Below are 15,170 nucleotides of genomic sequence, written 5' to 3' on the forward strand. Positions count from 1 at the left end.
CAGCCTTTATTGCCCGCTGACACAGGGTGGCACGCTGACGGTGTTCAGCGCTACACGCGATCTGCAGGAAGTATTGACGACTATGCTGTCTCCGTCCAGCGGCATCAACAGTATTAAATTGACACCTTCCCATGTGAAACTGCTGCCTCATCTTGAGCTATCGTCATCAGACATCACCTGTGCGATACTGGGAGGCGAGGAGGTAACATTATCGGATATACGAATATTGAAAGGGCTGAATCCCGCTATGCGGATCTACAATGAATACGGCCCTACGGAAGCGACGGTAGGTTGTGTGGTGAAAGAGCTCGCGGAGGATGAGACTGTGTTGATCGGTCGTCCGGAATGCGGGGCGCTGATTTATGTGATCGATAGCAACGGCAGTCTTTGCCCGGTGGGTGTCACCGGGGAGTTATATATCGCGGGTCCTGTGCTGGCTCGTGGTTACCTGCACCAGGACGCACTGACGGCAGAGAAATTTATAGCAGACCCCTTCCGTGCAGGAGAGCGGATGTACCGCACCGGAGACACCGGCCGCTGGCTGCCTAATGGAGAGTTGGCGTACACTGGTCGTATAGACGATCAGGTGAAGGTGCGGGGCTACCGTATCGAGCCGGGAGAAGTGGAGCGTTCGCTGCTGGGTTATGAAGGCGTGACAGCGGCAGTGGTGGTAGCGAAGAAAGACAGTGCTGGCGTTTATTCACTGGTGGCCTATGTAACGGGTGATTCCGCGCTGGCCCTTGATGCCCTGCGCGCTTACCTGGAAAGCCATCTTCCGGTTTACATGGTGCCATCCTATTACATGCAGCTGGAAGCCTTGCCACTGACCCTTAACGGGAAAGTGAACAAAAAGCTGTTGCCTGATCCCGAAGAAAACGGTACCCATGGAGGAACGACATATGTGGCTCCGCAAACCGAAACAGAAATAAAGCTGGCGGCTATCTGGGAAGATATACTGGAGAAAAAACGGATCGGTGTTAAAGATGACTTTTTTACAATGGGTGGCCATAGTCTGAAAGCGATCCGCCTGGCAAATGAGATCCACCGCGTGTTTGGGGTCCGGGTAACTTTAAAGGACCTGTTCAATCACCTGGTATTGTCATCACAGGCTTTATTTATAGAGCAGGCTAAAAAAACAGACGTACAGGCGATACCGTTAGTGCCGGATGCGACAGATTATGTTTTGTCGTCGTCTCAGCGCCGCTTGTGGATACTGAGCCAGCTGGAAGAAAGCAATGTCGCCTATAATATGCCTGGCGTATATGTTTTCGAAGGTGAGCTTGATGTGGAGTCGTTGTCAGCAGCTTTTACGGCTTTGATAGCACGTCATGAAGTGCTGCGCACCGTTTTCCGTGAAGACGGGCAGGGTGAAGTAAGACAGGTGGTGCGGGAGGCTTCTGCCAGCGGGTTCCGGCTGACAGAACGAGACCTTCGTTTTGTGGCGGACCAGGACAGCCAGCTGGAGCAGCTGTTGTCGGCCGCAGAGTCGCGGGCCTTCGCCCTGTCATCAGGGCCGTTACTGCGGGCGGAGCTGTACCGTATGTCAGACAACCGTTGGGTGCTTAGCTATGTGTTACATCATATTATCAGTGATGGCTGGTCGATGAATATTCTGATCGGAGAGTTGCTGTCATATTATAATGCAGCCCGGAGCGGAGAGCCGGCGGACCTGGCGCCGCTGCGTGTGCAGTACAAGGATTATGCTGCATGGCAACGGCAGGAACTGTCGGGTCTCTCACAACAAGAGCATAGTGCTTACTGGCAACAACATTTTTCCGGGGAACTTCCTGTGTTGTCGCTGACAGGAGACCGCACACGTCCTGCAATGAAAACCTATAACGGCGAGGCGGTGAGCCGTGTACTGGCACCTGGTCTCAGTGCAGGTTTGCGGCAACAGGGTAGCGATACCGGCAGCACCTTGTTCATGGTGTTGTTGTCCGGACTGAATGCATTGTTGTATCGTTATACAGGGCAGGAAGATATTATCATCGGCAGTTCTATAGCCGGTCGAGAACATCCTGACCTGGCAGGGCAGATAGGCTTTTATATCAATACGCTGGCATTGCGCTCCCGTTTCAGCGGCAGCGGAAGTTACGCTTCGTTGTTGTCGCATGTGCGTGAAGTGACGCTGGGCGCTTATGAACACCAGCATTATCCTTTTGATGAACTGGTGAATGTGTTGCCCTTGCAACGGGACCTTAGCCGTAACCCGCTGTTTGATGTACAGATAGAAGTACTGGAAGGTTTTGGAGGGACGGATCGTGCAGCGTTGTCGCCAGAAGGTCTGGACATAGAAAGTTACGGCTCCGGAGAGATACACCGTAGTAAGTTTGACCTAACCTTCAGCTTTGATACTTCCGGTGACCAGATTGCCTGTCACCTGATTTATAACAGCGATCTCTATAACCGCAATAGCGCAGAGCGCATGTTGCAGCACCTGGAGAGGCTTCTGTCATCAGTGGTGTCCGATCCTTCACAGGCGTTGAATAAGGTAGACTACCTGGGAGATGCAGAACGCTTGTTGCTGCATTCATTCAACGAGCAGCCCCGGGTTTATAACAGTGGCCGTAATGTAGCTGCGTTGTTTACAGAACAGGCGCAGCAGCACCCAGCATCCGTTGCGCTGATCTATGAAGGAAATACCTACACCTACGGAGAACTGGAAGAACAATCGAACCGGCTGGCGCATTATCTGCGGGAATACTATGAGGTGCGGCCTGATGACCTGGTAGGTATCCTGCTGGACCGCTCTCCATGGATGGTGATCGCGGTACTGGGTGTGCTGAAGTCAGGCGGGGCTTATGTACCGATAGACCCTGAGTATCCTTCATCCCGTAAGTCTTATATACTCACAGACACCAATGCCCCCGTGCTGCTGACACAGACCAGTTACATGTTTGATGTGCCTGATTACGTGGGTGCTGTTTTCGCGATGGACGTACAGCTGGAAGGACTTGACTCCCCGGCAACAGCCGTGGATGTCGAGGTCACAGCTGACTCGCTGGCATATGTGATCTATACTTCCGGCACCACAGGTCTGCCCAAGGGATGCGGAGTTAGTCATGGTAGCCTCGCCAACTATGTAGAGTGGGCCAACCAATATTATTTCAAGGAATCAGTATTACCTCATTTTGGTTTATATACATCCCTGTCTTTTGATCTGACAGTCACCAGCCTTTATTGCCCGCTGACACAGGGTGGCACGCTGACGGTGTTCAGCACTACGCGCGATCTGCAGGAAGTACTGACTACCATGCTGTCTCCGGGCAGCGGCATCAACAGTATTAAACTGACACCTTCCCATGTGAAACTATTGCCTCATCTTGAGCTATCATCATCGGACATTACCTGTGCGATACTGGGAGGCGAGGAGGTAACACCATCGGATATACGAATATTGAAGGGGCTGAATTCCTCAATGCGAATCTACAATGAATACGGCCCTACGGAAGCGACGGTAGGTTGTGTGGTGAAAGAGCTTGCGGAGGATGAGACCGTGTTGATCGGTCGTCCGGAATGCGGGGCGCTGATTTATGTGCTCGACAGCAATGGCAGTCTGTGCCCGGTGGGTGTCACCGGGGAGTTATATATCGCGGGTCCGGTGCTGGCGCGGGGTTACCTGCACCAGGACGCACTGACGGCAGAGAAATTTATAGCAGACCCCTTCCGTGCAGGAGAGCGGATGTACCGCACCGGAGACACCGGCCGCTGGCTGCCTAATGGAGAGTTGGCGTACACTGGTCGTATAGACGATCAGGTGAAGGTGCGGGGCTACCGTATCGAGCCGGGAGAAGTGGAGCGTTCGCTGTTGGGTTATGAAGGCGTGACGGCGGCAGTGGTGGTAGCGAAGAAAGACAGTGCTGGCGTTTATTCACTGGTGGCCTATGTAACCAGCCATGCCGCGCTGGCCCTTGATAGTCTGCGCGCTTACCTGGAAAGCCATCTTCCGGTTTACATGGTGCCATCCTACTACATGCAGCTGGAAGCCTTGCCACTGACCCTTAATGGGAAAGTGAACAAAAAGCTGTTGCCTGATCCCGAAGAAAACGGCACCAATGGAGGAACGACATATGTGGCTCCGCAAACCGAAACAGAAATAAAGCTGGCGGCTATCTGGGAAGATATACTGGAGAAAAAACGGATCGGTGTTAAAGATGACTTTTTTACAATGGGTGGCCATAGTCTGAAAGCGATCCGCCTGGCAAATGAGATCCACCGCGTGTTTGGGGTCCGGGTAACTTTAAAGGACCTGTTCAATCACCTGGTATTGTCATCACAGGCTTTATTTATAGAGCAGGCTAAAAAAACAGACGTACAGGCGATACCGTTAGTGCCGGATGCGACAGATTATGTTTTGTCGTCGTCTCAGCGCCGCTTGTGGATACTGAGCCAGCTGGAAGAAAGCAATGTCGCCTATAATATGCCTGGCGTATATGTTTTCGAAGGTGAGCTTGATGTGGAGTCGTTGTCAGCAGCTTTTACGGCTTTGATAGCACGTCATGAAGTGCTGCGCACCGTTTTCCGTGAAGACGGGCAGGGTGAAGTAAGACAGGTGGTGCGGGAGGCTTCTGCCAGCGGGTTCCGGCTGATAGAACGAGACCTTCGTTTTGTGGCGGACCAGGACAGCCAGCTGGAGCAGCTATTGTCGGCCGCAGAGTCGCGGGCCTTCGACCTGTCATCAGGGCCGTTACTGCGGGCGGAGCTGTACCGTATGTCAGACAACCGTTGGGTGCTTAGCTATGTGTTGCATCATATCATCAGTGATGGCTGGTCGATGAATATTCTGATCGGAGAGTTGCTGTCGTATTATAATGCAGCCCGGAGCGGAGAGCCGGCGGACCTGGCACCGCTACGTGTGCAGTACAAGGATTATGCTGCATGGCAACGGCAGGAATTGTCGGGTCTCTCACAACAAGAGCATGGCGCTTACTGGCAACAACATTTTTCCGGGGAACTTCCGGTGTTGTCGCTGGCAGGAGACCGTACACGTCCTGCAATGAAGACCTATAACGGCGAGGCGGTGAGCCGTGTGCTGGCCCTTGGTCTTAGTGCAGGTTTGCGGCAACAGGGTAGCGATACCGGCAGCACCTTGTTCATGGTGTTGTTGTCCGGACTGAATGCATTGTTGTATCGTTATACAGGGCAGGAAGATATTATCATCGGCAGTTCTATAGCCGGTCGAGAACATCCTGACCTGGCAGGGCAGATAGGCTTTTATATCAATACGCTGGCATTGCGCTCCCGTTTCAGCGGCAGCGGAAGTTACGCTTCGTTGTTGTCGCATGTGCGTGAAGTGACGCTGGGCGCTTATGAACACCAGCATTATCCTTTTGATGAACTGGTGAATGTGTTGCCCTTGCAACGGGACCTTAGCCGTAACCCGCTGTTTGATGTACAGATAGAAGTGTTGGAAGGTTTTGGAGGGACGGATAGTGCAGCGTTGTCGCCAGAGGGTCTGGATATAGAAAGTTATGGCTCCGGAGAGATACGCCGCAGCAAGTTTGACCTGACCTTCAGCTTTGATACTTCCGGTGACCAGATTGCCTGTCACCTGATCTATAATAGCGATCTCTATAACCGCAGCAGCGCAGAGCGCATGTTGCAGCATCTGGAGAGGCTTCTGTCATCAGTGGTGTCCGATCCTTTACGGGCATTGAATAAGGTAGACTACCTCGGAGATGCAGAGCGGTTGTTGCTGCATTCATTCAACGAGCAGCCCCGTGGTTATCACAGTGGTCGCAATGTAGCTGCGTTGTTCACAGAACAGGCGCATCAGCACCCAGCATCCGTTGCGCTGATCTATGAAGGAGAGACCTACACCTACGGAGAACTGGAAGAACAATCGAACCGGCTGGCGCATTACCTGCGGGAATACTATGAGGTGCAGCCTGATGACCTGGTAGGTATTCTGCTGGACCGCTCTCCGTGGATGGTGATCGCGGTTTTAGGTGTGCTGAAGTCAGGCGGGGCTTATGTACCGATAGACCCTGAGTATCCTTCTTCCCGCAAGTCTTATATACTCACAGACACGAACGCACCTGTACTCCTGACACAGACCACCTACATGTTTGATGTACCTGAGTATGTGGGTGCTGTTTTCGCGATGGACGTGCAGCTGGAAGGACTTGACTCCCCGGCAACAGCCGTGGACGTGGAGGTCACAGCTGACTCGCTGGCATATGTGATCTATACTTCCGGTACCACAGGTATGCCTAAGGGCTGTGGAGTCAGCCATGGCAGCCTCGCCAACTATGTAGAGTGGGCCAACCAATATTATTTCAAGGAATCAGTATTACCTCATTTTGGTTTATATACATCCCTGTCTTTTGATCTGACGGTCACCAGCCTTTATTGCCCGCTGACACAGGGTGGCACGCTGACGGTGTTCAGCGCTACACGCGATCTGCAGGAAGTATTGACGACTATGCTGTCTCCGTCCAGCGGCATCAATAGCATTAAACTGACACCTTCCCATGTGAAACTGCTGCCTCATCTTGAGCTGTCGTCATCGGACATCACCTGTGCGATACTGGGAGGCGAGGAGGTAACATTATCGGATATACGAATATTGAAAGGGTTGAATTCCTCAATGCGGATCTACAATGAATACGGCCCTACGGAAGCGACGGTAGGCTGTGTGGTGAAAGAGCTAGCGGAGGATGAGACTGTGTTGATCGGTCGTCCGGAGTGCGGGGCACTGATTTATGTACTCGACAGCAATGGCAGTCTTTGCCCGGTGGGTGTCACCGGGGAGTTGTATATCGCGGGTCCTGTGCTGGCGCGTGGTTACCTGCACCAGGAGGCACTGACGGCAGAGAAGTTTATAGCAGACCCTTTCCGTGCAGGAGAGCGGATGTACCGCACCGGAGACACTGGCCGCTGGCTGCCTAATGGAGAGCTGGCGTACACTGGTCGTATAGACGATCAGGTGAAGGTGCGGGGCTACCGTATCGAGCCGGGAGAAGTGGAGCGTTCGCTGTTGGGTTATGAAGGCGTGACGGCGGCAGTGGTGGTAGCGAAGAAAGACAGTGCTGGCGTTTATTCACTGGTGGCCTATGTAACCAGTCATGCTGCGCTGGTCCTTGATCGCCTGCGTATTTATCTGGAAAGCCATCTTCCGGCTTACATGGTGCCATCCTATTACATACAGCTGGAAGCCTTGCCGCTGACCCTCAACGGGAAGGTGAACAAAAAACTGCTACCCGATCCTGAAGAGTATGGGATCAATACAGGAACAACGTATGTAGCCCCTCGCAACGAAATGGAACAACAATTGGTGTCAATTTTTGAAGATGTCTTAAACAGGCGCGAAATAGGAATCAAAGATGATTTTTTTGTGCTGGGAGGAGACTCAATAAAATCGATACAGATCGTATCCCGCTTAAAAAAGAAAGGATACACCGTTACCATACAAGATGTGATGAAGTATCCGCAGATAGAGCAACTGGCGCAGCAGGTGACTATTGCGGTTCGTACTGTCAGCCAGGAACCGGTAACAGGCCTTATACCGTTAAGCCCGATCCAGTCGTGGTTTCTGAATAATCCTTCTCAGTACCAACATCATTATAACCAATCCGTATTGCTACAAAGCCGTAAACCGGTATCCGAAGTGGCTTTGCGTGCGGTTCTCGCAAAGGTGGTATTGCATCACGATGCTTTGAGGATGGTTTACCGTCACACCGCGGATGGCTGGGAACAGGAAAACCTGGGCGCAGAACAGGGATATTCGCTGGAGGTCGTGACAGATGCTGATGAGACTTCTTTCCGGGAATATTGTGAGCGTATACAATCTGGCTTTAACCTGGAAAAAGGCCCCTTATTGCGAGCCTGTCTTTTCTGTGGCCAGGAAGTAGACCGGCTGTTGCTGGTAGTGCATCATCTGGTGATGGACGGGGTGTCATGGCGTATTTTGTTTGAAGACCTGTCTACACTTCTTACGCAATATGATTCCGGTGAGCCACTGCAGCTGCCATTAAAGACCGACTCTTTCAGTTACTGGCAGCAACAGCAACTGCTTTATGCATCAGGAGCTGCGTTGCATCAGGAGGCTGCTTACTGGTCGGAAGTGGAGACCCACACCGTTGCGCCATTACAGCTGGATCATGCCTCCGGCGCTAACCAGGTAAAAGATACAGAGACCCGTTCATTCACGCTGGATGAAACAATGACGGAGCGTCTTCTCACAAAATGTTACAAAGCCTATCGTACAGAAATCAATGACCTGCTGGTGACAGCACTGAGCCTGTCGTTGTCGGAGACATTGAGCCTTGAGCGTATTGTATTACAGCTGGAGGGCCATGGCCGGGAAAACATCGGAAGCGATGTGGATGTAAGCCGCACGATAGGATGGTTCACTACCTTATATCCTGTTGCGATAGCAGTGAACAGTGACCGCGATATGATCCGGCAGCTCATATCTGTGAAGGAAAACCTGCACCGGGTTCCCAATAAAGGCATTGGTTACGGCGTGCTTCGTTATCTGTCAGGAAAATCATATGCGTTGTCGCCGGAGATCAGCTTTAACTACCTGGGGGATTTTGGTGGTGGAGTAGGTACATCGGAAGAACCGCTGTTTGAGTTCAGTGGTGATTACCATGGTCAGACGATTTCACCTGAACGGCAGCGGGACGTTATTCTGGAAATATCCGGTATGATAGCCGGGGGCCAGCTACGTATAGCCATTGGCTTTAGTCGGCAGCAATACGACGCCACGACCATAGAAACCCTGCTGGCTGGCTATCGCCGGCACCTGGAACAACTGGTGAACCATTTATCAGAAGAGGTGGCCGAACATACCAGTCCTGTCGACTTTACCTACAAGAGTTTAAGTATGGAACAATTACAAAAACTAAATCAGATGTTATGATAGAGAATGTCTATCCCTTAAGCCCTTTACAGCAGGGGTTATATTTTCACTGGTTGAATGCGCCCGGGGCCTCTTTCTATTTTGAGCAGACGAGTTACCGTATAAAGGGAAAACTGGACATTGCGCTGCTGGAAAAGAGCTATCAGATGCTGGTTGCACGCCACGCGGTTTTGAGGACCTTCTTTACCCAGGAATTTGGTGAGTCGTTATTGCAGGTGGTGAGAAAGGAGGTGACCGGTGGCTTTATATACAAGGATGTGTCCCTGGTAAAGGACTTCTCCATAGAAGATTATAAGAAGGTTGACAGGGCGAAGGGCTTCGACCTGCACAGCGGGTCGCAGATGCGTTTGAGCGTATTGGAGCTGGGAGAAGATAGCTACGAGTTTGTTTGGTGCCATCATCACATTTTAATGGACGGATGGTGCGTGGGAATTCTGGTGAAAGAATTTCTTTATATCTATCATAGTCTTGTGCGGAATACTGTTCCTGTACTAGGTAAAGTCTACCCTTATTCGAATTATATTGAATGGCTGGGCAATATTAACAAGGATGTGACACTTCAATACTGGCAGCATTATTTAACCGGTTATAACAGGCTTAGCAGCATACCATCATTTTTCAGAAGAGAGGAGTCCGGGTACGATAACCGGGAGATGAAATGCAGCCTGCCGGAAGAAACAAAAGCAGCGGTGAAGGACGTTTGCGGCCGGTTGGGGATCACGGAGAACATATTTATGCAGGCCATGTGGGGGATATTGCTGGGTAAATATAACAACACCAATGATGTTGTTTTCGGGTCAGTTGTTTCCGGCCGTCCGGCAGAATTGGAAGGAGTGGAAGAAATGATCGGCCTTTTTATCAATACCATCCCGGTACGGGTGCAGGTACAAAAAGATTCGACCATAAGATCACTATTGAGAGCGCTCCAGGAAACGTCCATTGAGAGCAGCCGGCATCATTATGTGCAGCTGGCGGAAATTCAATCTGAGAGCGAGTTAGGCAGGGATCTTTTTGATCATATCATGATCTTTGAAAACTATCCTGCACAGAAGATGATTGAAGATAGTATGGAAGAAGGAAACACGGATACCGGGCCAAGCCTGGAACTGTTTTCCGCCAGTGCGTTTGAACAGACCAACTACGATTTTACAGTTACCATTATACCGGGGACTACTACCACAACAATACAATTTAATTATAACGGTATCGTATATACGGAAAATCAGATTGTACGCCTGTGTGGGCATCTGCTGAAAATAATAACACTGGCCGCAAAGAACCCCGATCTACTGGTAACAGCCGTTGACTATCTGAGTACAACGGAAAAGGACGAGCTATTGGGCAAGTTCAATGATACCGCCCGGGATTATCCCGACAAGTTGCTGGTAGCGCAGTTTGAGGAACAGGTGTCCAGGAGGCCCGGGGCAATTGCGCTGGAATTTGAGGGCCGTACATTGAGTTATGCAGCACTGAATGCGCTCGCCAATCAGTTAGGGAATTATTTACGCAGCCACTATCATATCGGGGCCGGAGATCTCGTTGCAGTAAAACTGCCACGAAGTGAATGGATGCTGATAACGATACTGGGTATACTGAAGTCGGGTGGCGCATATATTCCTGTCGATCCGGTATTTCCTAAGGAACGTATTGACTATATATTGTCAGACAGTGGTGCCAGCATGATTATTGACGAAGCGGCGCTGGCTGCATTCCTGGAGGTACAGAATAGTTATAGCAGTGATAATCTCCCATTGATCAATCAACCCGGGGACATCGTTTATGTAATTTATACTTCGGGGTCAACTGGTGCTCCCAAGGGTGTAATGGTGGAGCATGCAGGTATGCTGAATCATCTGTATGCCAAAATAATTGATCTGCAGCTGAATGAACAGAGCGTCGTTGCACAGAATGCTGTTTATACCTTCGATATTTCTTTCTGGCAAATGTTCGCCGCGCTCGTATGCGGAGGAAAGACGATCATCTATCCGGAACACTTGCTGCTTGATCCTGCCGGCCTGCTCAGGACAGTGGCAGAGGATAAGGTGACCATTCTGGAACTGGTGCCTTCTTATATGACTGCTGCCATGCAGGATGAACAGTTTGTGGCTCCTGATGGTCTTCGTTTTCTGCTGGTAACAGGGGAAGCCGTGAACAGGGCATTATTGGAAAAATGGTTCAGTCTGAGTGCTGTGCCTGTCGTGAATGCCTATGGTCCTACAGAAGCGTCTGATGATATCTGCCATTTCTTTATGTATGAGACGCCGGTATCCACCAATATCCCTCTCGGAAAGCCAATACAGAACCTGCGTATTTATATACTGGATAAAGACATGCAACTATGCCCGCCGGGCATAAGTGGAGAGATATGTGTTTCCGGAATAGGCGTGTCAAGAGGATATCTGAACCGCGAAACACTTACTGCATCCCGTTTTATAGCCGATCCGTTCCGCGCAGGCAATCACCGTTTATACCGCACGGGTGATCTGGGATACTGGTTGCCGGATGGGAACATTGCATACCTGGGAAGAATGGACGAACAGGTGAAAATCCGCGGACACCGTATAGAGCTGGGTGAAATAGAAAATGCGCTGCAACGCTATCCAGGTATTGATGCCGCTGCAGTGACGGTTGTTCAGGACAAACAAGGAGAGAAAGTGCTGGCCGCCTATATTGCCGGAAACGGACTAGAGGATATTCAGCCCATACATCATTACCTCAAAGGGTTATTGCCGGTTTATATGCTGCCGGCTCATTATATACCGCTTGCTGCATTGCCGCTTACTGCCAACGGAAAGCTTGACCGCAGAGCGCTGCCAGGACCGGAAGGGACTGGCCTGAATGCCGGTGCGGAATATGTGGCCCCTTCAGGTGAAGCAGAAAAAAAACTGGTATTGATATGGCAGGAAGTATTAGGGAAAAAGAAAATAGGCATAAAGGATAATTTTCTGGACCAGGGAGGGCATAGCCTGAAGCTGATGCGCCTTGCCACGGTGATACACCGCGAGTTTGATGTCAAAATACCGTTAAAGGATTTATTTGCGAATCTTATACTGGAAGACCAGGCGAAGTTGTTATCACGGAGTAGTAAAACAGCTTTTGTCACCATCGCCCCGGCCGAAGCAAGGACCGTTTATCCCTTGTCTTCTTCCCAGCGCCGTTTGTGGATATTGTCACAGTTTGAAGAAAGTAATATTGCCTATAATATTCCAGGCGTTTTCCGCTTTCACGGAAACCTGGATACACAGGCGTTGACATATGCTTTGAACAGTATGGTGGAACGCCATGAAATACTGAGGACTGTTTTCCGCGAAGACGAGACAGGTAATATTATGCAGGTCATATTGCCTGTTGCAACTGCCGGCTGCAAGATCACCGGTATCGATTTACGGCATGCAGCGCATCCCAGGCTGGATGAGCTGGTGAATCAATCCTTCACAGCGCCCTTCAACCTTGCGGAAGGGCCATTGTTACGTACTACGCTGTATCAACTGGCGGATGATGAATGGGTGTTTGCTTATGTATTGCATCATATCATCAGCGATGGGGTATCTATGGGTATCCTGATGAAAGAGCTGTTGCTGCTTTACAATACCCATATGAAAGGAGAGCCTGCTCCGCTCGTCCCCCTGCGCATTCAGTATAAGGATTATGCTGTATGGCAGCAGGAACAGTTATCTGGTGATTTGCTGAAAGAACACAGTACATACTGGATGAAACAGTTTGAAGGCATATTGCCGGTGCTGCAGATGCCCTACGACCGGCCCAGGCCAGTGATTCAGACATATAGCGGCCGCGTGGTGAAAAAACTGCTGGACAGAAAAACAAGCGAAAATATAAAAGCACTTTGTCAGGAACAGGGAGCCACATTGTTTATGGGCCTGCTGGCAGCAGTGAATATACTGCTGTTCAGGTATACGAACGGTGACGATGATATCATTATCGGGACTCCTGTTGCCGGCCGCGAACATGCTGATCTGGAAGGCCAGATCGGCGTATACATCAATACGCTTGCGCTCAGGACAAAGCTTATGCCTACAGACAGGTTTCGTAAAGTCCTTGAAAAGGTCAGACAGGTAACGCTGGATGCTTATGAGCACCAGGTGTATCCTTTCGATGAACTGGTAGATGCCCTCAAACTGCCACGTGATACGAGCCGTCATCCTCTGTTTGATGTGATGGTGGAATTGCAGCACCAGGATGATAATGAGGAAGGCCTTGATGGTATTAGTGTACGGGATTATGAAGAAGCGGTACAGGTAGTCAGCAAGTTTGATCTCCAGTTTTCTTTTACCGAAACCGCCAACGCATTGCAGCTGTCAATTGAATACAATACAGATATTTATGAGCATGCCACAGCTGAACGTTTGTCTTTGCACCTGGAAAGCTTGCTGGAGGCCATTCTAGCGCTGCCGGCAACGCCAATAGCACAGATAGATTTTCTGAGCAGGGAAGAAAAGGAATTATTACAATATGGCTTTAATGATACAACCGCTGTTTATCCTCACGATAAAACCCTGACGGCGCTGTTTGAAGAACAGGCATCTCTTATACCTGCTGATGTGGCTTTGATATTTGAGGATCGTAAGCTTAGTTATCGTGAGCTGAACGAAGAGGCGAACCGCCTGGGCCACTATCTGCGCGCTGAATATGGTATTGGACCTGAAGACCTGGTAGTAGTACAGCTTGAGCGCAGCGAGTGGCTGGTGATAGCGCTGCTGGGAGTATTGAAATCCGGTGGTGCGTATGTTCCGCTGGACCCTTCCTATCCGCCGGAACACCGGGATTACATTTTGTCGGACAGCGGTAGCCGGGTGGTGCTGGATGAAACGGAACTGCAACGTTTCCGTTTGCAGCGTGATACCTATGACAGTGGTAACCCTGTGGCATTAGCGGGGCCGGAGAGTCTGGCCTATGTGATCTATACTTCAGGATCAACGGGCCGGCCGAAAGGCTGCATGCTGGAGCATGGCGGAGTGGTGAATCGCCTCTCGTGGATGTGGGAGCACTATGGTTTTGATAGTACTGATGTGGTGTTACAAAAAACCTCATTTACGTTCGATGTATCAGTGTGGGAGCTGTTCCTGCCTATCTGCTGGGGCGCACGGCTGGTACTATGTCGCCGGGAAGATGCGGGCGTTCCTGACCGGATCTGTTCCCTGATCAGGGCGCATGGAGTTACCTGTGTTCATTTTGTGCCCGGCATGCTGCACGCATTTATCGCGTCGCTGTCGTCGGAGGATCTTTCGGGCCTTCAAAGTCTCCGGCGTGTGATCACGAGCGGAGAGGCATTATCGGTAGCAACAGTTCAAGGCTGGTACCATTGGTTGGACGTACCGTTGCATAACCTGTATGGGCCTACTGAAGCTTCGATAGATGTCAGCTGGTATGCCACTACAGCCGCTGATGTCCGCATCCCGATAGGGCGTCCGGTACAGAACATCCGGTTGTACATTATCGGTCCGGATGGTCAGCTGCAACCGCCAGGGGTAGCGGGAGAGATCTGTATAGCAGGGGTGGGTGTAGCGCGCGGTTATCTGAACCGTGCAGAGCTGACAGCAGAGAAATTCATTCGTCTTCCCTACGAAGAGAGTTCCCGCGTATATCGCAGCGGTGACCTTGGCCGTTGGCTCCCGGATGGCAATATTGAATATCTGGGCCGGATGGACGATCAGGTGAAGATCCGGGGTTACCGTATCGAGCTGGGTGAGATAGAACTTGCCTTACAATGTTATGAGGGCATGACCGCCGCTGTAGTGATCGCCAGGATCAATAAATCCGGAGAGAAAGAACTGGTGGCTTATCTGGTAAGTAAAGCAGCGATAAATGTAACGGATATACGTAGATATCTGTCTGCAAAGCTACCTGCCTATATGCTCCCTGCTCATTATGTACAGCTTGATCAGCTGCCTGTGACCACCAACGGGAAAATATATAAGTCGGCCCTGCCGGATATTGATACGCTGGAAACCCTCACAGATGTATCCTATGTGGCCCCCGGTAACGAGATCGAAGAGAAACTTGTATGGATGTGGCAGGAAATACTGGGGAAAGAAAGGATCGGGATAAAGGATAATTTTTTTGATCTGGGAGGGCACAGCTTAAAAATCATTAAGCTGATCACGATGATAAATGCCGCTTTCCTCATCCGCATAAGCATTCAAAGCATATTCAGGGCAGCAACGATAGAAAATATCGCTGAGCAGGTCCGCTTTATCCTTGACCAGAATGAACAGAAGAAACAAGCCGGGAAACGGGTACGAGTGGACCTTTGAACAGGCTGTAATTCATAACTCATAATACTTAC

General features: G+C 50.6%; 2 protein-coding genes (1 of these 2 only partly in view). Both read left to right on the forward strand.

Annotated features, from left to right (window positions below):
* A protein-coding gene (locus DF182_RS29045) for a non-ribosomal peptide synthetase (RefSeq protein WP_113619255.1) crosses the window boundary here: on the forward strand, window positions 1-8,866 show its 3' portion. 2,210 nt of this gene lie to the left of the window's left edge; 8,866 of the gene's 11,076 nt are visible here — the last part of the coding sequence; its start codon lies beyond the left edge, outside the window; it ends in the stop codon at window positions 8,864-8,866.
* Complete coding sequence (locus tag DF182_RS29050; RefSeq protein WP_113619256.1) at window positions 8,863-15,138, forward strand: non-ribosomal peptide synthetase; 6,276 nt, start codon at window positions 8,863-8,865, stop codon at window positions 15,136-15,138. The genes DF182_RS29045 and DF182_RS29050 overlap by 4 nt, the downstream gene beginning before the upstream one ends.
* Window positions 15,139-15,170: the final 32 nt, after the last annotated feature.

Source organism: Chitinophaga flava, from assembly GCF_003308995.1.
Lineage (GTDB): Bacteria > Bacteroidota > Bacteroidia > Chitinophagales > Chitinophagaceae > Chitinophaga > Chitinophaga flava.